Source organism: Furfurilactobacillus sp. WILCCON 0119 (assembly GCF_053471565.1).
This window is the reverse complement of record NZ_JBPCCV010000003.1, coordinates 15,142-35,401: the sequence shown is the minus strand read 5'-3', so window position 1 is coordinate 35,401 and position 20,260 is coordinate 15,142. Positions and strand designations below refer to the sequence as shown.

The 20,260-nt window shown below is 48.8% G+C and carries 20 protein-coding genes; 13 read left to right on the top strand and 7 right to left on the bottom strand.

The annotated features are described in order from the left end of the window. Nucleotides 1-25: 25 nt before the first annotated feature. From yidA to ACRYI5_RS05680, 3 genes are read right to left on the bottom strand one after another with little or no spacing between them, the layout of a single operon-like run. Nucleotides 26-835 (bottom strand): sugar-phosphatase, encoded by an 810-nt coding sequence (gene yidA / locus ACRYI5_RS05690; RefSeq protein ID WP_407879103.1) that lies wholly within the window; start codon nucleotides 833-835, stop codon nucleotides 26-28. Then, entirely contained in the window at nucleotides 825-2,198 is a 1,374-nt protein-coding gene (locus tag ACRYI5_RS05685; RefSeq protein ID WP_448224579.1) for an HD domain-containing protein, read from the bottom strand. The genes yidA and ACRYI5_RS05685 overlap by 11 nt, the downstream gene beginning before the upstream one ends. A gap of 43 nt (nucleotides 2,199-2,241) precedes the next feature. Beyond that, nucleotides 2,242-3,078, bottom strand: coding sequence for a lipoate--protein ligase family protein (locus tag ACRYI5_RS05680; RefSeq protein WP_407879107.1), 837 nt, complete (start codon nucleotides 3,076-3,078; stop codon nucleotides 2,242-2,244). Nucleotides 3,079-3,191: 113 nt separating this feature from the next. Between ACRYI5_RS05680 and ACRYI5_RS05675 the strand changes: the two genes are divergently transcribed. The 6 genes from ACRYI5_RS05675 (at nucleotide 3,192) to ACRYI5_RS05650 (ending at nucleotide 9,597) form a co-directional block, all read left to right on the top strand. Then, nucleotides 3,192-3,761, top strand: coding sequence for a DUF1934 domain-containing protein (locus ACRYI5_RS05675; RefSeq protein WP_448224578.1), 570 nt, complete (start codon nucleotides 3,192-3,194; stop codon nucleotides 3,759-3,761). 44 nt (nucleotides 3,762-3,805) lie between these two features. Further along, the gene (gene rpoE, locus ACRYI5_RS05670) at nucleotides 3,806-4,399 is read left to right on the top strand and encodes a DNA-directed RNA polymerase subunit delta (RefSeq protein ID WP_448224577.1); all 594 of its coding nucleotides are present in this window, start codon (nucleotides 3,806-3,808) and stop codon (nucleotides 4,397-4,399) included. 180 nt (nucleotides 4,400-4,579) lie between these two features. After that, nucleotides 4,580-6,193, top strand: a complete 1,614-nt coding sequence (locus ACRYI5_RS05665) for a CTP synthase (RefSeq protein WP_448224576.1) — start codon at nucleotides 4,580-4,582, stop codon at nucleotides 6,191-6,193. Between the two features lie 245 nt (nucleotides 6,194-6,438). Further along, complete coding sequence (locus ACRYI5_RS05660) at nucleotides 6,439-7,722, top strand: UDP-N-acetylglucosamine 1-carboxyvinyltransferase (RefSeq protein WP_407879113.1); 1,284 nt, start codon at nucleotides 6,439-6,441, stop codon at nucleotides 7,720-7,722. A gap of 112 nt (nucleotides 7,723-7,834) precedes the next feature. Continuing rightward, complete coding sequence (locus ACRYI5_RS05655; RefSeq protein WP_407879115.1) at nucleotides 7,835-8,080, top strand: type B 50S ribosomal protein L31; 246 nt, start codon at nucleotides 7,835-7,837, stop codon at nucleotides 8,078-8,080. A 104-nt stretch (nucleotides 8,081-8,184) separates the two neighbouring features. Further along, complete coding sequence (locus tag ACRYI5_RS05650; protein ID WP_448224575.1) at nucleotides 8,185-9,597, top strand: DHA2 family efflux MFS transporter permease subunit; 1,413 nt, start codon at nucleotides 8,185-8,187, stop codon at nucleotides 9,595-9,597. Nucleotides 9,598-9,636: 39 nt separating this feature from the next. Here ACRYI5_RS05650 and ACRYI5_RS05645 read toward each other — a convergent pair whose 3' ends face one another. Together ACRYI5_RS05645 and ACRYI5_RS05640 are read right to left on the bottom strand one after the other, a co-directional pair. Next, nucleotides 9,637-10,869: a multidrug efflux MFS transporter gene (locus tag ACRYI5_RS05645; protein WP_448224574.1), complete on the bottom strand. Its 1,233-nt coding sequence runs from the start codon at nucleotides 10,867-10,869 to the stop codon at nucleotides 9,637-9,639. 122 nt (nucleotides 10,870-10,991) lie between these two features. After that, the gene (locus ACRYI5_RS05640; RefSeq protein WP_448224573.1) at nucleotides 10,992-11,459 is read right to left on the bottom strand and encodes a low molecular weight protein-tyrosine-phosphatase; all 468 of its coding nucleotides are present in this window, start codon (nucleotides 11,457-11,459) and stop codon (nucleotides 10,992-10,994) included. A gap of 243 nt (nucleotides 11,460-11,702) precedes the next feature. Here ACRYI5_RS05640 and ACRYI5_RS05635 point away from each other — a divergent pair, with 243 nt between their 5' ends. From ACRYI5_RS05635 to ACRYI5_RS05610, 6 genes are all read left to right on the top strand, one after another. Beyond that, a complete protein-coding gene (locus tag ACRYI5_RS05635) occupies nucleotides 11,703-13,088 on the top strand; it encodes a UDP-N-acetylmuramoyl-tripeptide--D-alanyl-D-alanine ligase (RefSeq protein WP_448224572.1) in 1,386 nt (461 codons plus the stop codon). A gap of 271 nt (nucleotides 13,089-13,359) precedes the next feature. Continuing rightward, entirely contained in the window at nucleotides 13,360-14,937 is a 1,578-nt protein-coding gene (locus tag ACRYI5_RS05630) for a DEAD/DEAH box helicase (protein WP_448224571.1), read from the top strand. Between the two features lie 254 nt (nucleotides 14,938-15,191). Continuing rightward, entirely contained in the window at nucleotides 15,192-15,554 is a 363-nt protein-coding gene (gene acpS / locus ACRYI5_RS05625; RefSeq protein ID WP_448224570.1) for a holo-ACP synthase, read from the top strand. 16 nt (nucleotides 15,555-15,570) lie between these two features. Next, nucleotides 15,571-16,698, top strand: a complete 1,128-nt coding sequence (gene alr, locus ACRYI5_RS05620) for an alanine racemase (RefSeq protein WP_448224569.1) — start codon at nucleotides 15,571-15,573, stop codon at nucleotides 16,696-16,698. Between the two features lie 119 nt (nucleotides 16,699-16,817). Beyond that, entirely contained in the window at nucleotides 16,818-17,072 is a 255-nt protein-coding gene (locus tag ACRYI5_RS05615; protein WP_407879130.1) for a hypothetical protein, read from the top strand. Between the two features lie 70 nt (nucleotides 17,073-17,142). Beyond that, a complete protein-coding gene (locus tag ACRYI5_RS05610) occupies nucleotides 17,143-17,514 on the top strand; it encodes a type II toxin-antitoxin system PemK/MazF family toxin (protein WP_407879132.1) in 372 nt (123 codons plus the stop codon). A 77-nt stretch (nucleotides 17,515-17,591) separates the two neighbouring features. Here ACRYI5_RS05610 and cbpA read toward each other — a convergent pair whose 3' ends face one another. Together cbpA and ACRYI5_RS05600 are read right to left on the bottom strand one after the other, a co-directional pair. Beyond that, entirely contained in the window at nucleotides 17,592-18,230 is a 639-nt protein-coding gene (gene cbpA, locus ACRYI5_RS05605; RefSeq protein WP_448224568.1) for a cyclic di-AMP binding protein CbpA, read from the bottom strand. Between the two features lie 209 nt (nucleotides 18,231-18,439). Then, on the bottom strand, nucleotides 18,440-19,402 hold the full coding sequence (locus ACRYI5_RS05600; protein ID WP_407879135.1) for an L-lactate dehydrogenase: 963 nt from the start codon (nucleotides 19,400-19,402) through the stop codon (nucleotides 18,440-18,442). A gap of 273 nt (nucleotides 19,403-19,675) precedes the next feature. Between ACRYI5_RS05600 and pth the strand changes: the two genes are divergently transcribed. Beyond that, the gene (pth, locus tag ACRYI5_RS05595; RefSeq protein WP_407879137.1) at nucleotides 19,676-20,233 is read left to right on the top strand and encodes an aminoacyl-tRNA hydrolase; all 558 of its coding nucleotides are present in this window, start codon (nucleotides 19,676-19,678) and stop codon (nucleotides 20,231-20,233) included. Nucleotides 20,234-20,260: the final 27 nt, after the last annotated feature.

Below are 20,260 nucleotides of genomic sequence, written 5' to 3'. Positions count from 1 at the left end.
AATGCCACAAGCTTTTTTGCGTTGCCTAGCTTAACGCGTATTTGTTAATGGCCGCAGCCACGCCGTCCTCGCTATTAGGTAAGGTGATTGCCTGTGCGGCAGCCTTGACATCGTCAATGGCATTGCCCATTGCAACACCCAATCCGGCGGCAGTGATCATTGAAAGGTCGTTGCCCTGATCGCCGATCGCCATAACGTCAGCCATGTCGATGTGTAAGTCCTTTGCCAAACCAGTAATGGCGTTCCCCTTTGAAGCAGATTTATTCATGGCCTCGAGGAAGAAGGGTTCGCTTTGAACAAAGTAAAATTTGTCCGTGAAGGCTTGAGGGAGGTTGGCTGCTGCCCGGGAAATAATCGCCGGGTCGTCAATAAACATGCACTTAGAAACGACCAAATCTTCGGGCATTTCAGCCACGCTCCGGTACCGAATTGGCATTTTAACTAAGAAAGATTCGGCAATCGTGTAGGGGCTGATGTCCTTGTTGGCCGTGTAAATGTAGTCGTTTGTTTCAGTGTGGAAATGGGCGCCAAATTGTTCAGCCAATGCTTCTAATTCACGGTAGTCAGTGTAGGTTAAGGTGTGGTGTACTAAGACGTCACCACTAGTAGTTTGGGCTAGCGCGCCGTTAAACGTCACGACGTACTGATCAGCACCAATGAGGCCAAGCTGGTCGAGGTAATCCTTAACGCCGGTTAGTGGTCGACCGGTACAGAGGACAACCTTGATGCCAGCGTCACGGGCGGCTTGAACAGCGGTAATGGTTGCCGCCGCGAGTTCGTTTTTTTCATTCAAAAGGGTTCCATCAATGTCGATTGCAATGAGTTTAATTGTCATGGGTCGCTCCTTTAGGGTCAATAAGTTGATCGTTCATAATGTAGCTTTGAAATTCGGTGTAGATGGGACTAAAAAGGTCATTTTCCGCGTTGACGGTGAGCATTTCCCGCGGGAAGAAGAAACGCTGGTCGCCCAATTCGCGGTCGGTAATTGCTGCCACAATGGGACTTAGTGCGGATAGTTCGCTGGTCGTCCCGTCATGATTCATGAGTAAAATTTCTGCGGCGGCCTTGTGGGATTGCCGGTTATTGGCGTTATACGGAAGGTCATAACTGTCGTTTGTGGCGGTGTAATACGTGACGTTATAGCCTGCCGTTTCGATTTGCTCCCGCAACGGTGCCAAGAGTGGCGCTGTCGTGGCAGTGTATTCAATGGACTTGAACGGCCGCCGGTTCAAAAAGCGGTTTGCGAGGTCAGCTAAGACAACGTCATCACTGTCCGCCCAGTGAAGAAAGTAGGTGTTAAGCACGCCGTCATCCAGCTTTAAATAATCCGTCAGCGTCCAGGTGTGGTTGAAAAAAGGTTCCAATAATAGTGGTCGAAACGCTTCTTGCGTCACTGGCTGATTATCGTAGCGCTCCTTTGCGCGTAACAAGAGGTGGTCTAAGATGACTTCCATGGCCCGGGAAACGGGGTGGAAGTACACCTGTTGATACATTTGGAAGCGACTTAGAATGTAGTCTTCGACCGCGTGCATCCCGTCAATATCAAACGCGATCCCACCTTTGAATGGGCGAATCACCCGTAAAATCCGGGTTAAGTCAAAGCGCCCGTAGTCGGCCCCTGTGAAGTAGGCGTCGCGCAGGAGGTAGTCCATCCGGTCAGCGTCTAACTGGCTGGAAATGATCTGAACGACCTGCGGATTGGGATACGTATGTTGAATGACGCTGGCCACCTGCTGGGGAAAGTCAGGGCTGACCTTCCGCAAAACGGCGTTAACTTCCGTGGTCGGGGAGGTCAAAATCTGTGCAGTGATGGCCTCGTGATCAGTGTGGAAAATGTGTTCAAACGTATGCGAGTATGCGCCGTGACCAATGTCATGAAGCAGGGCCGCACAGAGTGTCACCAACCGTTCGTTGTCATCCCACAAGCCGTCGCCTGGTTCAACGGATGGATAATCATGCTGAAAGGTGTCACAGATGCGTTGCGCAATGGCGTAGACACCCAGTGAATGGCCAAACCGACTATGTTCAGCGCCGTGGAAGACTTCTTCGGTCACACCAAGTTGTTTGACCCGGCGAAGCCGCTGAAATTCCTTTGTGTCAATTAAGTCCAAAATAACCTGTGATGACACGGCGATGTAGCTGTGAACAGGGTCGCGAAAGACACGTTCGCGCGGTAATGATTGGTAGCGGTAATCCATATGGTCCTCCTGGTGACAAAGGTGACGTAACGATAAGTGGTCTTTAAGGGTGCATTGGTGTTGCTGGTTGGTGCTGAAGCAAACGCTGCTGTTCAAAATCAAACTGTGCCGCGTATGTTGGCTCCTGCATCAGCGTTGCGAGGTGTTGCTCAGCTAGCTGGGTACCCGATTGTTTGGCAGCATCAATGAACCGTTGCCGGGCTGCTTCAATGGTCAATGTTTCGGGTAACAAGTCCCCGACGTTCATCATCGTGCCGGGGTCCACGTCAGGAAAGTTCCACCGATTTTGTTCATTACCAAGGCCAGCTTCATAAAAATCATGAATCAGCTGGGCCCGGTCAATTTGACTGCCGTTGACGCTAAGGTATAACATCACGACAATGCCCCCGTTCCGGCGGCGTTGTGACATGCCGGCAATTTTGTGGCCGTTGACACTGAGGTCGTAGGTTCCTGGACAGTATGAGCGGCTAATTTCACCAGCGACGATCGGTAGTTCTGGAAACGCGCGGTCAACCAGTAATTTCATTTGGTCGTAGGCGGCGTCCACCCCTAATTTAACGAGGCTGGGTGGGAAAAAGAGGCTGATGTTGAGCACGCCCTGATCGGCAACGACGGCTAAGCCACCGGAATTGCGGACAAAGCCCGTGTATCCGTGATCAGTTAACACCGTTGTGGCGTCATCCAAGTGGGGGAGATCCGCATCGCGGAGCCCTAAGATAACGTTATGATCTAAGCGCCAGAAGTGAAGCAATGGTTGGTTTTCATGTTCAATTAAACTTAGTAAGGCGTTCATGTGGGCAAATGTTGCGAGTCCGTCTGCCTGATTGAAGTGTTGGGATAGGAGCATGGTGGTTGGCGCAAGGCTAAGCGCGTCCGTCATGAAAATCACCTGGTTTCTTTTGAGTTGGTCATTTGGGGTAATGAACAGGATGTCATTCCCATTGTGACGGTCAATAAACTGCTTTCATTATACCGAATCTGGAGTCGTTCTGCATGGTTGATTGGGCGCAACCCGTTCGACGTGGTAATTTAAGCGAAATGCGTTATAATTTCTTGTTAGCTTATATTGTCGTTTCGGATGATTTTAATGATAATCGTCCAGGTGACTCGTGTGTGAAACGGGGGATGAGTGTGTCAGAACGATTAGAGCAAGGCGTCACGGTTCACTTGGTGACAAACATCAAGCAGGATGGCGAGACGGAAACCTTTGATTTTACAGTTCCAGGACGGTTGATTTTAATTAATGGCAGTGCGTACTTACGCTATGCAGAAGAAGATCAGGGGAAAACAACCCAGGTGACCTTTAAACTAAATGGTCATCATGATGTACTGCTAACGCGGAGTGGTGAGACCGGATTACGGTTGCACTTTTTGGCAGGTAAAGCAGTGAAAACCACGTACCAAACAGCGTACGGCCCCTTAAACATCGAGGTGGCAACGTCAGGACTAAACGCAGCGTTGGCCGACGATTTAAGTAGTGGGCGGATCAACGTTGATTATCAGCTACTAGCCGGCGAAAGTTTACTGGGCGATTATCAAATAAGATTGCAATTTACCGCTTAACCCCTTATGATGAAGTGTACACTCTCGAAAGGATGGGCCTGATTTTGGAACTTAAAATTTTCGAAGGTCAAAATAAAAAAGAATTGTCAATGATTGAGGTTGCCCATGCAATCCTCTCTCAACACGGTGAAGCAATGAGCTTCGCTGACCTTACCAACCAAGTTCAACAGTATCTCGATACGAGTGACGAAGAAATTCGTGAACGGTTGGCACAATTCTATACTGACTTAAACGTCGACGGTAGTTTTATTTCCTTAGGTGACAACACCTGGGGCTTGCGGACGTGGTATCCATTCGACTCCATTGATGAAGCAACAATCAATGGTGAAGAAGATGAGGACCAACCAAAGCGCAAGAAGCGTCGTAAGGTTAACGCGTTCTTGGCTGACGCAGCCGATGACGACGACGTGATCGACTACGATGACGACGATCCAGAAGATGATGACTTCGGTCAAGATGCAGCTGAAGATGACGATACCACTGATGCGTCCGAAGATGACGATGATGATACCGAAGACACTGAGAACATCGCTGACGATGAGGAACTCCCTGATGGGATCGAAGGTCAACTCGCTGAACTTCATGATGAAGATGACGAGGATGATGAAGACGACGATGACGATGATGATCAAGGCTAATTTGCAGAAATAAGAATTCCTGCTTGACCTCATGCTTAGAAGTCGTTATTATATTTTTTGGGCACCGTTCAGATGAACGGGCACGATAAAGAGCAATTAAGGGCTCCCAATTCCTAGGAATTGGGAGCTTTTTCATTGTTGATGGCATCCCCGAAAAAAACAGAAGGAGCGTTTATTTAGATGACTAAATACATTTTTGTCACCGGCGGTGTGGTTTCGTCAATTGGAAAGGGGATCGTGGCTGCATCACTTGGCCGCCTCTTGAAGAACCGTGGCCTTAAAATCACGATTCAAAAGTTTGATCCCTACATCAACGTCGATCCAGGAACGATGAGTCCCTACCAACACGGTGAAGTGTTTGTGACTAATGACGGGACCGAAACGGACCTTGATTTGGGTCACTACGAACGTTTTATTGACATTAACCTGAATAAATACTCAAACGTCACAACGGGGAAAATTTATCAAGAAGTTCTACAAAAGGAACGTCATGGGGACTACCTTGGTGCAACGGTCCAAGTAATTCCGCACATTACGAATGCCATCAAAGAAAAAATCATGCGGGCCGGTCAAACGACGGACGCAGATGTCGTTATCACTGAAATTGGTGGGACGGTTGGGGACATTGAATCCCTACCATTTATTGAAGCACTGCGTGAAATGAAGTCTGACATGGGTAGCGACAACGTTTTCTACATTCACACCACATTAATTCCGTACCTGCGCGCGGCTGGTGAAATGAAGACGAAGCCAACGCAACACAGTGTAAAGGAACTCCGGGGGTTGGGCATCCAACCAAACATGCTGGTGGTTCGGACCGAACAACACATTACACAATCCATGCGAAACAAAATTGCGTCATTTTGTGATGTGGAACCAGAAGCCGTTATTGAATCAATGGACGTGCCAACGGTCTACACAATTCCGTTAGCGCTGCAAGAACAACACATGGATGACATCGTGTTGGACCACTTTAAGCTTGCAGCGCCAGAAGCGAACATGACGGAATGGCAAGAATTAGAACAACACGTTCAAAACTTGCACAAGACCATTACGATCGACCTGGTTGGGAAGTACACGGATCTGCAAGATGCCTACATTTCTGTGAACGAAGCACTCAAGTCTGCCGGGTATGTGGTGGATGCTGACGTTAAAATCAATCACTTTAATTCTGAAGAAATCAACGCGGATAACGTTGAAGAAGTGTTAGCAGGGGCCGATGGGATTCTCGTTCCTGGTGGCTTTGGTAACCGGGGAATCGAAGGAAAGATTTTGGCCATTAAGTATGCTCGTGAAAACGACATTCCGTACTTAGGGATTTGTCTGGGCATGCAAATGGCGTGTGTAGAATTTGCCCGTGATGTGGTGGGGTTAGCGGACGCAAACTCCAAGGAAATCAACCCAGACACACCATACCCAGTGATCGACTTGATGCATGATCAAGAAGATGTTTCCGACATGGGGGGGACGCAACGGTTAGGGGCGTACCCATGTAAGCTGAAACCAGGAACGGTTGCGGCTGCGGCGTACAACAACGAAGAAGTGATTTCCGAACGGCACCGGCACCGGTTCGAATTCAACAACGCCTATCGTGATCAAATGGCTGCGGCAGGATTGGTCTTCTCCGGAACGTCGCCAGATAACCGGTTGGTGGAAGTTGTTGAACTGCCAACGAACAAATTCTTTGTGGCTGCTCAGTATCACCCTGAGTTCTTATCACGGCCAAATCGTCCAGAGGGGCTGTTTAAAGCCTTTGTGGCAGCTGCCGATGAAGAACACATGGCTAAAAATTAATGAAGCATTAACCGAAAATAACGGTCAGGCATTAGTCCTGGCTGTTATTTTTTTGTTTATAAAAATAATAGTAATTAACCCGGTTAATTTTCAATTTCTAAAAAACATCGGAAATTGCCGAAACAGAGTTGTTTTTTGGTCTGGTGTTCATTAATATTGTAGGTAATTGCGTGCTCCCGGAAACGGTTGAGCTGCAGAAGTAATTAAGTTAACTGAAATGGATTAATGAAAGAGGACTAGACTGCATGAAATCAATGATCATCCAAGGAGGGCACCGGCTTAGCGGGTCTGTGTCCATCGGTGGCGCAAAAAACAGCACCGTGGCCTTGATTCCCGCTGCAATTTTGGCGGACACACCAGTACAATTTGACTCTGTTCCTGACATTTTAGATGTTCATAATCTAATGGCAATTTTAGATTCAATGAATGTATCCTCACGTTTTGAAAATGGGGTTTTGGACATTGATCCAACCCACATTGAGGAAAATGCACTTCCCGGTAAGGCCATCAAGAGTTTACGCGCGTCGTACTACTTCATGGGGGCATTGCTAGGGCGGTTTAAACGGGCGACCGTTTCATTCCCTGGTGGGGACAACATCGGGCCACGGCCCATTGACCAGCACATTAAGGGCTTCAAAGCCCTTGGTGCTCAGGTGACGGAGATCGGCGATTCGGTCAACATTGACGCGAGCGAAGGTCTGCACGGCGCCCGGATTTTCTTAGACATTGTGTCCGTTGGGGCCACGATGAACATCATTTTAGCGGCCGTTAAAGCAAGTGGCTTAACGGTTATTGAAAATGCCGCCAAAGAACCAGAAATCATTGATTTGGCAACGTTCTTGAACAACATGGGGGCCAAAATTCGGGGTGCAGGGACGGATGTGATCCGGATCGAAGGTGTTCCAAGCTTAAAGGCAACGAACACACACACGATTATTCCTGACCGGATTGAAGCAGGAACTTATCTTTCCATGGCCGCAGCCTATGGAAATGGCGTGAACGTGCAAAACGTCATTCCAGAACATTTGGAGGCTTTTACAGCCAAACTGCTCGAAATGGGCGTGAAGCTTGATATCGAAGAAGACAGCATTTACGTTCATGCAAGCAAGCACCTGACGCCAATTCAGGTTAAGACAATGCCGTACCCTGGGTTTGCGACGGACCTTCAACAACCAATTACGCCGTTAATGAGTTTGGCAGAGGGGTCAAGTATCATCATTGACACCATTTACCCAGAACGAACAAAGCACATCCCTGAATTAAACCGCATGGGTGAGAACATTCGGTTGGAAGACAACATGATCGTGGTTAACCACGCGACGGCGTTAACGGGAACAACGGTTTCGGCGGGCGAAATTCGTGCCGGGGCAGCGTTAGTCATTGCCGCTTTGATGGCTGATGGAAACACGATCATTACCAACGCGGAGAACATTTTACGCGGCTATGACCGGATTTCCGAAAAACTGAAGGGCATGGGTGCCGTGGTTCAGATCCTTGAGGACACGGATGCCGGTGTGTTTGAGTTCTAGTCGTTTTGTCGTTGGCTCTATTGCAAGCAATCTTGATTCATGGTATATTACATGGGTTGATGATAAGAAACTATGACTCAGCAAATGACTCATGGCAAAGGAGATATTCATAATGAAACAAGGAATTCACCCAGATTACCACCAGGTTGTGTTCATGGACTCAACCACTGGTTTCAAGTTTATGTCAGGTTCAACTGCTACTTCACAAGAAACCACTGAATGGGAAGATGGCAACACGTACCCATTGATCCGTGTTGAAATCACTTCAGATTCACACCCATTCTACACTGGTAAGCAGAAGTTCACTCAAGCCGATGGTGCTGTTGACAAGTTCAACAAGAAGTACGGTTTGAAGTAAGCTTAACCACATGATTTTGGTATCTTACCGATGCCCCGTTTGCGACTTTACGCTGACGGGGCGTTTTTTATTTAGTTGAACAATCGAAAGAATGAGAGGGAATCATGGCAACAGAAACAACAGATCGAATCCCACGCTTCGTGGTTTTAGCAATTTTAGGGACGGCGCTCCTGTCTTTTTGCGGTATTTTGACGGAGACGTCCATGAACGTCACGTTTCCAACGTTAATGGCCCAGTTCCATGTCCAAATCGACACAGTTCAGTGGTTAACAACGGGCTATTTATTGGTGGCAGCCCTTGTGATGACCATGGCGTCATTTATTCATAAACGGTTTACGTACCGTGCGGCGTTTGCGACGGCAGTGCTCCTCTTTTTAGTGGGGTTGTTGATGTGTGCGTTGGCCCCAACGTTTAGCGTACTTCTGGTGGGGCGGTTGATTGGCGGGATCGCGACGGGCTTATCGACCCCACTGATGTTTAGCATCATTACCGATTTTATTCCGCACGCAAAGCTGGGGCAGAGCATGGCAATCGGTGGGACCATCATCGGCTTGGCGCCAACGCTTGGGCCAACGTATGGTGGGCTGGTCTCGTATTACCTTGGTTGGCGGACGATTTTTTGGATTATCTTACCGATTGCTTTGGCGGCGTTTTGCATTGGGTACTTTAACATTCAGCAACGGCACGCCACGAGTAAGGCTCACTTTGACAGCATTGGCTTTTTACTGATTGCGACGGCATTTGTAACAATTTCGTTGGGCTTTAATGACGCCTCCATTCATGGCTGGGCCAGTGGCTTGTTCATTGGTTTAACCGTGGTGGGCGCGGTGGCGTTAGGATTGTACGCTGTTTGGGCCAGTCACACAGCGCAACCGTTGATCAACGTGACGATTTTTAAGAATCCGATGTTTGTTCTGAGCTTTTTGACCTACATGATCCTTCAGCTAAGCAACATTGGGTTGGGGTTCCTCTTGCCAAACTACGCCCAGCTGGTTATTGGGGCAAACGTCATGACGGCTGGCTTATTGTTACTACCAGGAAGTCTTCTCCGAACGGTTTTGATGCCGTTTGCCGGCGGGTTACTGGATCGACGGGGCGCACGACTGCCAATTTTAACGGGGCTAACGTGCTTAGTGGTGGCGATACTCGGGTTTGTGGTTATGGGCAGTCGCCTTTCCGTGGGCTGGGTGCTTGGAATCTACATCGTGTACAGCGTGGGCTTCTCCCTAACGTTTAGTAACACGCTCACTAACGGGATGCAGCAGCTGGAACCAGCTGTTATTGGTGATGGGAACGCGGCGTTTAACGCGATTCAACAGTATGCAGGGTCCATCGGGACGGCCATCATGGCAACGTTAATTGCGATTAGTCAAAACAAAGCAGGGCACCTGTCAAAAACGGCCGCCACAGCGCGTGGTGGTCACGATGATTTTATCCTGATTTTGGTATTGGCAATCATCATGCTGATCCTTGCGACGGTTAATTTTCATTTGCAGGCGCAAAAACGAACCAACTAAAAAATGCATGGTCGCTCAGCTCGAGTGATCATGCATTTTTTAGTTGGTTGATTGACGAAGATCGTGCGTATTAAACGTGAAGAGCGCAAGGTTTAAGGCGACAATCACCCCTGTCGAGAGGAAAACAGCACCGTAACCCCAGGTTCCAGAAACTGCGGAACCAATCAGCGGGCCGATGATACTCCCCATGGCCATGAAACTTTGGTTCCATGAGAAGACCCGGCCAGTCGTCGACATGGGCGAATTTTTGGCCAGCAGGGTTTGGACGGCGGGCATCATTGTGGCATCAGAGATCCCAATGAGAAAGCGGAAGAACCCGAGTTCCCAGACGTTTTTAACAAACGCCATGGGGATGAACACACAGATGGCAAAAATAAAGCCGATGGTGAGGATCCGTTCCGTCCCAATGCGGTCACCGAGGACGCCGAGCCGTGGGGCCGCAATGATGGTGGCAATTCCCGGAATCGCGGCAATGATTCCGGCAATGAGTGAGACGGACCCGTGACCGTGAAGAAGCTGCCGGACGTATAAACTAAGGATCGGACTGATGGATTGGTTGGCGACCTGAATGATGGTCGTCGTGATGAGCATGGCAAAAATGAGCCGCGGGTGCGCAAACGATTTTATGACCTCTTTGGTTGACTTCAACGCGGTCTTTTCAACCGGGGTAAAGTGTTCGTGAACAAAGAACCAGCTGAGGAAGAACACGATGAGCAGCAGGCCGCCGGTGATAAAGAAGGTAAAGCGATAGCCAAAACTGGCAGCTAAAGCACCACCCAGAAGTGGTCCTAACAGGTTCCCAGCGGTAAAACCGGTAACCAGGGTCCCTAGAGCCTGGCCGGAGTGTTCCTTGGGCGATTCAGTGGCGACCAGCGCATTAGCGTTAGAAATATAACCGGAGAAGACCCCTTGAATCAGCCGAAGGGCAATTAATTCCCAGACGTTGGTTACGAGTCCCATGGCACCGAGAACAATGGCCATCCCGAGAGAGGCACGAAGAATCATTAACTTGCGCCCCTTACGGTCAGCTAAACGCCCCCACAGTGGGGAGGCGATGGCGGTCACAAAGTAGGTCGCAGAAAAGGTGATCCCGGAATAAAAGTTAAGCTGCGCGGTGGAAAAATGGCCAAGGGTGTCGATGTAAAGTGACATGAAGGGCATAATTTCACTGAAGCCCATCCCGGCCATAAAGGTGCCAAACCAGAGGACAAAAATGTTTTGTTCCCAGGGGAGCCGTTTCCGAAATAATTGATGTTTAAGTTTTTTGAGCAATGGGGGTCCTCCTTTTACTTTGATGAGTGGCATTATTTTTTCAGATAAACAATAAACTATTCTACACCATTTCAAAAAAAGGGCCTGTGTTCGTTTCCGCGTTTTCAATCCTTCGTGGACGGTTACTGATTAGCCGCGCTGATTTTAGTCAACCAGGCGGGCAACACTTCGTTTAGCTGCCGGTAGGTCAGTTCGAAATTATGGGAGTACCACGGGTCAGGAATTTCCTGGTCAGACCGATCTGGCAGAATTTCGTAGGCCATGTGGAGTTTAGCCTGGGCGTTTGCCGGGGCCATGTGCTTTAGATTAGCCAGGTTGGAGCGATCCATGGTGATGATCCAGTCAGCCCACGCAAAGTCTTGTGGTGTAATGGGTCGGGATCGGTGGGACTCGGCGTTTAAACCGTGCTCGGCCAAGGCGTGACGGGCGCCAGGGTGAGCCTGATTGCCCTCCTCCCAGTTGCTGGTGGCGACGGAATCAACGTGAATTTGATGACTTAATCCGGCTTCGTCAACCATGTGCGTAAAGATGACCTCGGCCATTGGTGAGCGACAAATGTTGCCAAGGCAAACGAATAGAACATTTTGCATAAGGGTCCTCCGTATGTTGAATCAAAGTAGTGCTTCTATTTTGCCGTGTGTTGCGGTGAAGCGCAAGGGTGACGGCTTGAAAAATGGGCCGTGGTCTAGGTTGTGATTTGCTTGCCGTTTAGTGAGCATGGTATAATTTACTCCGATTGTGATTAAATAACTGGTTAACGGAAACGGTGACCAGTAGGAATGAAATGATCACCAAACGGTAGAATGTGCAACCATGCACTGTGAGGATAACAAATGAAAATGCAATTGGCAGAAATCGCGAAGGCGGTAGATGCACAAAATGAACTTGGCGATTGGGCGGATGTAACGGTAACTTCCGTCAATTTTGATAGTCGTCAATTAACGCCTGGTGGTTTATTTGTGCCACTCGTTGCGGACCATGATGGTCATGACTATATTGAGAGCGCAAAAGATCACGGCGCAGTTGCTAGCCTGTGGGCAAGCGACCACGAAGCGTCAATGCCAACCGCTTTTCCGGTACTGGTTGTTGACGATCCGTTGGCGGCCATGCAGGCGCTGGCTCAGCACTGGTTAAAAAAGATCAATCCGCAAGTGGTTGCGATCACTGGAAGTAACGGGAAGACCACGACAAAAGACATGACCGCCAGCATTTTAGGAACGGAGTTTAACGTTGTCAAGACCTATGCTAACTACAATAACGAGGTTGGTGTGCCATTCACGGTTTTGTCGATGGATGCTAACACTGAAGTGCTGGTCGTTGAAATGGGCATGGATCGGTTCGGTCAGTTGGACGAATTAAGCCGGTTAGTTCAACCAGATGTGGCGGTCATCACAATGATTGGTGAAGCGCACATCGAGTTTTTCGGAACCCGGGATAAAATTGCAGATGCAAAGCTAGAAATCACCCACGGCTTGAAGGAAGACGGCCGGTTTGTTTTTGATGGGGATGAACCCTTACTTCAAGAACGGGCTGAAACGGTTGCAAATGATGGCCTAACGTTTGGTCAGCGAAGTGCGAATGCGCTATACCCAACGGCAATCAAACAAGATAACGCCACTCATGAAACAACATTTACGGTGAACGCTTGGCCGGATGAAACGTTTAGTATGCCGTTACTGGGCGAGTATAACGTGAACAACGCGCTGGCAGCCTTGACGGTTGGAAACCTGTTTCATATTCGACCTGCTAACCTCGTCAAGGGGTTGGCAAATGTTGAACTAACGGCTAACCGCACCCAGTGGTTAACGGGAGCGGTTGGTGAAGCCATCCTGAGTGACATTTATAATGCCAACCCAACGGCAATGAAAGACGTTTTGGTGATGTTTGCAAAGACACCAGCGATCGGCCGCCACATTGCGGTACTGGGTGACATGCTGGAGCTTGGCGTGAATGCGGATGCACTTCATGCTTCTGTTTCAGAAGCACTAGACCCTGAGACGGTTGAGGAATTGTACCTGGTTGGGCCGCACATGAAGGCATTAGCTGAAGCAGTGGCTGATCGTTACGATGCCACAGCCGTCCACTATTACACTAATGATGCGAAGGACCAGCTGATTGCTGATTTGTTGGCGGACGTCACCAGTGCGGATGAAGTGTTATTAAAGGCGAGTCATGGTGAACATCTCGACGTCGTCTTGGAAGCTTTGCAAAACAAGTAACCGATTTCGTAAATAATTGAAAATAAAGTCCGGCACCATTGGCTCACCGACAGGGAGCTGATGGTGCCGTTTTGATTCATGGTTGCCAGTCAAACTTAGTTGCCAAACAACGCGTGACGCGTTAAACTAGTACAGTTGCGTTTTTAAACGCATCCACGATAATAACTCACTAAACAATGAAGAAAGACAAATCGAAACGGCCGTCCTCACGCGTTCGCAGACGGATTTTTGTGAGTGTTGATGAAACCTTTCGATTGTAGGAGGAACTAATTTGAAGTTTGCAGAACTAGGTCTGAAAAAGGACCTGTTGAAAGCCATTGACGAAAGTGGTTTTGAAGAAGCAACGCCCATTCAGGAACAGACGATTCCGCTGGTAATGGACGGTAAGGATGTTATCGGTCAGGCCCAAACCGGGACTGGTAAGACAGCAGCCTTTGGTTTACCGATCTTGGATAAGATCGACGTGAACAACCCGAACGTTCAAGCACTGATCGTTTCACCAACCCGTGAACTTGCCATCCAAACGCAAGAAGAATTATACCGGTTAGGTAAATACGAACGGGCTCGTGTTCAGGTTGTTTATGGTGGGGCCGACATTCGTCGCCAAATCAACAGCTTGAAGAACCATCCACAAATCGTGGTTGGGACACCAGGGCGGTTGCTTGACCATATCAACCGGAAGACAGTTCGGTTGGACCACGTGGAAACACTGGTTTTGGATGAAGCTGACGAAATGCTCGACATGGGCTTCCTTGATGACATCGAAAGCATCATCAAGCAAGTTCCTGAAACGCGGCAAACGCTGTTATTCTCTGCAACAATGCCTGATAAGATCAAACGGATTGGTGTTCAATTTATGCACCAACCCGAAGAAGTTCGGATCAAGGCCAAGGAATTGACAACAGACCTTGTTGATCAGTTCTACGTTAAGTCAAAGGAATTTGAAAAGTTTGATTTGATGACACGTTTGTTTGACGTTCAAGCTCCTGATCTGACCATTGTGTTTGGTCGGACAAAGCGGCGGGTCGACGAACTGTCGAAGGGACTAGAAGCCCGTGGCTACAACGCTGCTGGGATTCATGGTGACCTGACACAACAACGGCGGTCACAAATTCTGAAGCAGTTCCGGGATGGTAAATTAGACATCTTGGTTGCAACGGATGTGGCAGCCCGTGGTTTAGACATTTCTGGTGTCACCCACGTGTACAACTACGACATTCCTCAGGATCCTGAAAGCTATGTTCACCGGATCGGCCGGACCGGCCGTGCCGGACATCATGGCACAAGTTTGACGTTCGTAACGCCAAACGAAATGGATTACCTGCGTGAAATTGAAAAGTTGACCAAGGTGCGGATGTTACCATTGAAGCCACCTTCGGCTGCTGAAGCCTTTGCTGGTCAATTGGCTGCTGCAGAAACGAAGGTTGCTGAACTGGTTGACCGGACAGACACCACGAAGTTTGAAAAAGAAGCCAGTGAATTGTTAGATCACTACGATGCGCAAGAACTTGTTGCTGCATTATTAAGTAACCTGACGCCTGGTGATGAACATGCTGTGCCTGTTCACATTACACCAGAACGCCCATTACCTCGTCGTCATGGCGGTGGTAACGGCGGTCATGGTCGCTCAGGTCATGGTGGTGGTTACCGTGGTAACAACCGTAATGGTCGGAGTAACGGTGGCAGTCGCGGCGGTTACCGTGGCGGAAGTAGCCGCGGTGATAGCAGTCGGGGACATGGGGATCACAAACCAAGTTCACGCGGCGGCAACGGCAGTCGGAGTAACGGCAGCCGCAACGGTGGTAATGGCGGTAGCAGCAAGCGAAGCTACTCAATCAACCATAAGTAAACAAATTAACGCACGTTTAAACGCGTTTAACTGATAAGAACCCGTGATTGATGGACACTAACTGTCTGTGGATCACGGGTTTTTATTGTTTCTGATGTAAAATGGCGCGTTGAGGTTGATCCATGACCAGTGGGTTTACAGGTTAACTGCGGTTGGTTTCGCACGAGCAACCGAGAAATTATGCTATAATTTCGGTTAGACAATCAAGGCGGCAGGCGGGATTAACGCCTTGTGACGCGAAGCAGGAGGTAGCCATGATTAGTGGTGTAGGAATCGATTTGACAGAAATCAGCCGGGTGGCGGCGCTTGCAAAGCAGCATGACTCGTTTATTAAAAAAGTGCTAACGCCAGCTGAACGTGAGGTGTTGGCAACGTTTAGTGGGACTCGGTTTGATGAGTTCTTGGCTGGTCGGTTTTCCGTTAAGGAAGCGTACAGTAAGGCCTTTGGCACGGGAATTGGGAAAAACGTTGGGTTTCAAGACATTGAGGTTTTAGATAACGCGGTTGGTCAACCACACGTGGTACGCCATCCGTTTGCTGGGCAAGCGCACGTGTCCATTTCGCACACGGACAGTTTGGTCATGACAGAAGTTATTTTAGAAACAACTGCGGAATGAGTAGAGGGGAAAGTACATGGCAGGATTAGCACAAATCATTGGAACCCACCGGCCGACGGTGGCTCATATTGACCGGACGGCCATCACGGCTAATATTGGTGAGGAACTTAAACGAACAAAGCCAGGCACGGAGATGTTTGCTGTGATTAAGGCAAACGGGTATGGTCACGGACTGTTAGAAATGGCGAAGACCTGTTTAGCAGCTGGTGCAACGGGCTTGTGTGTGGCCATTTTAGATGAAGCACTGGCATTGCGTGAAGCTGGCTTTACGGTGCCGGTGTTGGTTCTCGGGATTACTGAAACAAAGTGGGCACGCTTGGCCGCAGACCACGATGTGTCACTAACCGTGGGCAGTACAGCGTGGTTGACGGCGGCACTGCCTGAATTAACGGCCACCAAACCGTTAAAAGTTCACCTTGGTTTAGACACTGGGATGGGGCGGATCGGATTCCAGTACCCGAACGAACTAGCGACGGCAGTGGCATACCTGAATGAGCACCAAGCAACGTTTACTTTTGAGGGGATCTTTACCCACTTTGCGACGGCTGACGAAATCGACCCAACCTACTTTAACCAGCAGTGTGACCGGTGGCAGGCCTTTATGGATGTGCTACCAGAACGGCCCCGCTACGTGCACGTTTCTAACACAGCTACGTCATTATGGCATGATGCCTGTAACGGAAATATGATCCGGTTTGGGGTGGGCATCTACGGGTTGAATCCTTCAGGGGGGACGATCGAGTCACCGTACCCGTTGCGGCCAGCCATGCGGTTAACAACCCAGTTAGCATTCGTTAAGTACCTCAAGGCCGGACGGTCCGTTAGTTATGGCGCGACCTACACGGCCAGTCAGGACGAATGGGTTGGGACCCTGCCCGTTGGCTATGCGGATGGGTATCCACGCCGGATGCAAGGGTTTCATGTGCTGATCGATGGTCGTGAATGTGAAATTATTGGGCGGGTGTGCATGGATCAGATGATGGTCCGGTTACCGCATGAATTTCCCGTTGATACGCTTGTGACCCTGATTGGTGAAGACGGTGAGCGCACGATTACCATGCAGGACGTGGCGGCTTACGCAGAAACGATTCATTATGAAATTGCGACAAATTTGGGGATGCGGGTGCCCCTCGTGTATGACTGACCGCTTGGAAGGCGACTTTGTTACAAAATGATGGGGAGCCAGATTTTCGCAGAAAAACATGCTAAACTATTAAAGAAAATGAGTGACAACTAATTTGTGATGATGCGGGGGCGGTTGGAATGACAAATGACGCGCAGCAGGTTCCAGTAACACTGAGTGATGAGACAATGACGGAACTGACAGCATATTGTGAATTCTTTGGACTGGAACGAAATCAGTTGATCGAAAAAGTTCTGACGCATTTTTTTGTGGATCAAAAAGCCACGGATTTCTCGCTGTTGATGAAGGGGTACACGGACATGAGTCAGCTTAACGAAGAAATTGCTGATGAGTTCTGTGCAACGGAAGCAGAAGCCGCAACGCTTGACCGTTAGTTAATAACGGCTATGATGGAACTAGGAGCCTTGTGCTCCGAATACATACGTTAAAGAGAAGGTGTCCCACTTGGCAACACCAGTTGATATCAAACGGGGCGACATATTTTATGCGGATTTATCACCAGTGGTTGGATCCGAACAGGGCGGCATGCGGCCCGTTTTGATCATTCAAAATAACATTGGTAATCACTATAGTCCGACGGTAATTGTGGCCGCCATTACAGCACGAATTAGCAAACCAAAGATGCCGACGCACATCGGGATTCCCGCGGCTGCAACGGGAATCGGTAAGGATTCTGTGATTTTGTTGGAACAGGTTCGAACCATTGATAAACAGCGGCTGCGTGACCGTGTGACCCATTTAGATGATGCCATTATGCACCGGGTGGACCGGGCGCTAGGAATCAGTGTTGGGTTAGTCGCGCGTAACGATAACTAAGTATCTAAAAAAAGCAGTCTTGATCGACAGGAAATGTCGATCAAGACTGCTTTTTGCGTTGCGTTCGTTAATGGTCACTATTCAATGCGGAGATCTTCAACTTCAGAAACGCGGAAGTGATGGCGGTTCAGAGCTTTAATGATCTTTTCGCACCGTTCTTTATCAACATCAGCAGGGAGGGTAAAGAGGGTCCGGTGGACGAGTTCACCAGCCTGAACGTCAAGTGTCATACAGGAAGCAATCGATGTGTACTTCGTGATGATCTTAGCGATGTTGGCTAAATCGCCACGCTCACCCTGCGAAACAACGGTCAGAACATAGCTCCCCACGTTGAAGTTCCAACTTTGTGATAGCATGTCGAGCAAGCGGGTGTGGGTAAGGATCCCGTAGAAGTAGTTGTTATCATCCAGAACGGCGATGTAGGGGAGGTCCTTGATGGAGAAGAAGATTTTAAAGAAGGCGTCGTTAATGGAAATAAACTTGGTCGCGTTCTTTAAAAGGCTTGTGACGGGTAAGTCCATGTCGCCACCACGAGACTTATGACGGTAAATGTGCATCTTGTAGATGTTTCCCCGGAAAATCTTGCCGGTTTCATCCAGAACGGGCACACAACGGAAGCCGGATTCTTCAAGCACGGTGAGTGCTTCGGCTAATGTTGCGTCTTCCCGGACCGTTGTAATGCTGTCGTAGGGCTTCACAAGAGTTTTTAAAAGCATAGCAATACCTCCGAATATTAAAAAATGGTAAGAATATTTATCATTATCATACCACAGTTGTCGTTACGGCGGGGGATAAAATTCCGTGAACGCGGTCATCATGGGAACAAGCGGCATTTAACCGCGCATAATCCTAGATGTTCGGACATTAAAAAACGGCGTTACACCCGATTAATTGAGTGTAGCGCCGTTTTGATTAAACAAAATGATTAAAGGCCAGTTTCCTTAAAGCCGTTTTCACGAACTTCTTTTAAGGTTGCGGCTGACTTTTGCATCTTAGCCATTTCATCAGCTGATAATGGCACTTCGATGACGTGGTCAATCCCCTTGCCGTTAACAACGGCTGGTGTGCCGATGAACGTATCTGTCAAACCGTATTCACCATCAAGTGGTGCACCGATTGGCAGAACAGAGTTTTGGTCACGCAGAACAGCGGCAGAAATCCGCATCAAGGCAGTGGCAACACCGTAGAACGTTGCGCCCTTGCGGTTGATGATTTCGTAAGCTTTGTTCCGTGTTTGGTCTTCGATGGTTGCTAAGTCGTCACGAGTAACGCCGGCTTCTTCAGCAATCTTCAACAATGGCTTGCCACCGATAGTAGCTTCGTCGTAGTTGGCGAATTCTGAGTCCCCGTGTTCACCCATGATGAAGGCGTTCACGTCGCGGGCATCAACGTTAAACTTCTTACCCAAAGCAACACGTAACCGTGAAGTATCAAGTGAAGTTCCTGAACCGATGACACGGCTCTTGTCGAAGCCAGAGAACTTCCACGTTGCGTAAGTCAAGATGTCAACTGGGTTAGCAGCAACGATAAAGATGCCGTTGAAACCAGAGTCAACGATTGGCTTAACAATGGTTGATAAGATCTTCAAGTTCTTGTTAACTAAGTCAAGACGGGTTTCACCAGGCTTTTGTGGTGCACCGGCAGTGATGACAACTAAGTCGGCATCGCTAGCGTCTGAGTATTCACCAGAGTAGATCTTCTTTGGTGATAACCATGCGAGGGTGTCCTCTAAGTCCAAGGCGTCCCCTTCAGTCCGGTCTTTTAAGACGTCGACGATAACGAATTCTTCAGCCAATCCTTGTTGTGCCATTGCAAAGGCATAACTTGAACCAACCGCACCGTCACCGACAAGTACAACTTTTTGATGATTTGCAGCCAAAATAATCATCCTTTCAAATAAAAGATTTGTTAGTTTTTCGAACCGTGCTCATTATAGCATAGGAACCAATGATAAATATAGCGTTAACGGCTGAATGTTAAGCCGTCCAAAAGTGTTCCAGACCGGGCGTTGTGCTATAATGGACGCTATCAATAGGACATAACAGTTGCGTGGTGTTGACAAATTTCCACCACGTCAATGCGTACTCGCTGGGCGATCCGTTAATTCGGACTGTCCAGCACTTTTGCATTGGTTAAAAACGACAAAGTGAGGATGCTTGGCATGAAGATGATTGTTGGTTTGGGAAACATTGGTCCAGAGTATGACCGGACACGTCACAACGTAGGGTTTATGGTTGTGGATCAAATTGCAGAAGAATACGGTGTTCGGTTTAAACGTGCCAAGCAAGAAGCACTGGTTGGCTCCGCCCTCATCAATGGCGAAAAGGTTTTGTTGGTTAAACCCACGACGTACATGAACGATTCTGGGCGGGCTGTTCGGCCACTGATGGATTATTATAACGTGGCCTTGGAAGATGTCGTCATCATTCATGACGACATGGACCTCCCCGTGGGAAAGATTCGACTCCGTCAAAAGGGGTCAGCTGGTGGACATAATGGGATCAAGAGCATTATTGCTTACGTGGGCACACCTGCATTCAAACGGGTTCGGGTCGGCATTGATCACCCCAGCAAAATGAGCGTTGTCGACTATGTCCTCGGCCATTTTGCGGCCACCCAAAAAGAGGGGATTCGTGCTGGAATGGATGACGCTCAGGGCGCCATCGAACGGTGGCTTGACGGGACAAAGTTTGATGAAGTGATGAACGAATTTAACTAGCTGCTTGGCACTATCCGTGTCAGACGG

Excerpts from the sequence above, each read along its gene's own strand:
- yidA (WP_407879103.1), bottom strand. The coding sequence starts at position 835 with ATGACAATTAAACTCATTGCAATCGACATTGATGGAACCCTTTTGAAT.
- ACRYI5_RS05685 (WP_448224579.1), bottom strand. The coding sequence starts at position 2,198 with ATGGATTACCGCTACCAATCATTACCGCGCGAACGTGTCTTTCGCGAC.
- ACRYI5_RS05680 (WP_407879107.1), bottom strand. The coding sequence starts at position 3,078 with ATGACGGACGCGCTTAGCCTTGCGCCAACCACCATGCTCCTATCCCAA.
- ACRYI5_RS05675 (WP_448224578.1), top strand. The coding sequence starts at position 3,192 with ATGGTTGATTGGGCGCAACCCGTTCGACGTGGTAATTTAAGCGAAATG.
- ACRYI5_RS05665 (WP_448224576.1), top strand. The coding sequence starts at position 4,580 with ATGACTAAATACATTTTTGTCACCGGCGGTGTGGTTTCGTCAATTGGA.
- ACRYI5_RS05660 (WP_407879113.1), top strand. The coding sequence starts at position 6,439 with ATGAAATCAATGATCATCCAAGGAGGGCACCGGCTTAGCGGGTCTGTG.
- ACRYI5_RS05655 (WP_407879115.1), top strand. The coding sequence starts at position 7,835 with ATGAAACAAGGAATTCACCCAGATTACCACCAGGTTGTGTTCATGGAC.
- ACRYI5_RS05650 (WP_448224575.1), top strand. The coding sequence starts at position 8,185 with ATGGCAACAGAAACAACAGATCGAATCCCACGCTTCGTGGTTTTAGCA.
- ACRYI5_RS05640 (WP_448224573.1), bottom strand. The coding sequence starts at position 11,459 with ATGCAAAATGTTCTATTCGTTTGCCTTGGCAACATTTGTCGCTCACCA.
- ACRYI5_RS05635 (WP_448224572.1), top strand. The coding sequence starts at position 11,703 with ATGAAAATGCAATTGGCAGAAATCGCGAAGGCGGTAGATGCACAAAAT.
- acpS (WP_448224570.1), top strand. The coding sequence starts at position 15,192 with ATGATTAGTGGTGTAGGAATCGATTTGACAGAAATCAGCCGGGTGGCG.
- alr (WP_448224569.1), top strand. The coding sequence starts at position 15,571 with ATGGCAGGATTAGCACAAATCATTGGAACCCACCGGCCGACGGTGGCT.
- ACRYI5_RS05615 (WP_407879130.1), top strand. The coding sequence starts at position 16,818 with ATGACAAATGACGCGCAGCAGGTTCCAGTAACACTGAGTGATGAGACA.
- cbpA (WP_448224568.1), bottom strand. The coding sequence starts at position 18,230 with ATGCTTTTAAAAACTCTTGTGAAGCCCTACGACAGCATTACAACGGTC.
- ACRYI5_RS05600 (WP_407879135.1), bottom strand. The coding sequence starts at position 19,402 with ATGATTATTTTGGCTGCAAATCATCAAAAAGTTGTACTTGTCGGTGAC.
- pth (WP_407879137.1), top strand. The coding sequence starts at position 19,676 with ATGAAGATGATTGTTGGTTTGGGAAACATTGGTCCAGAGTATGACCGG.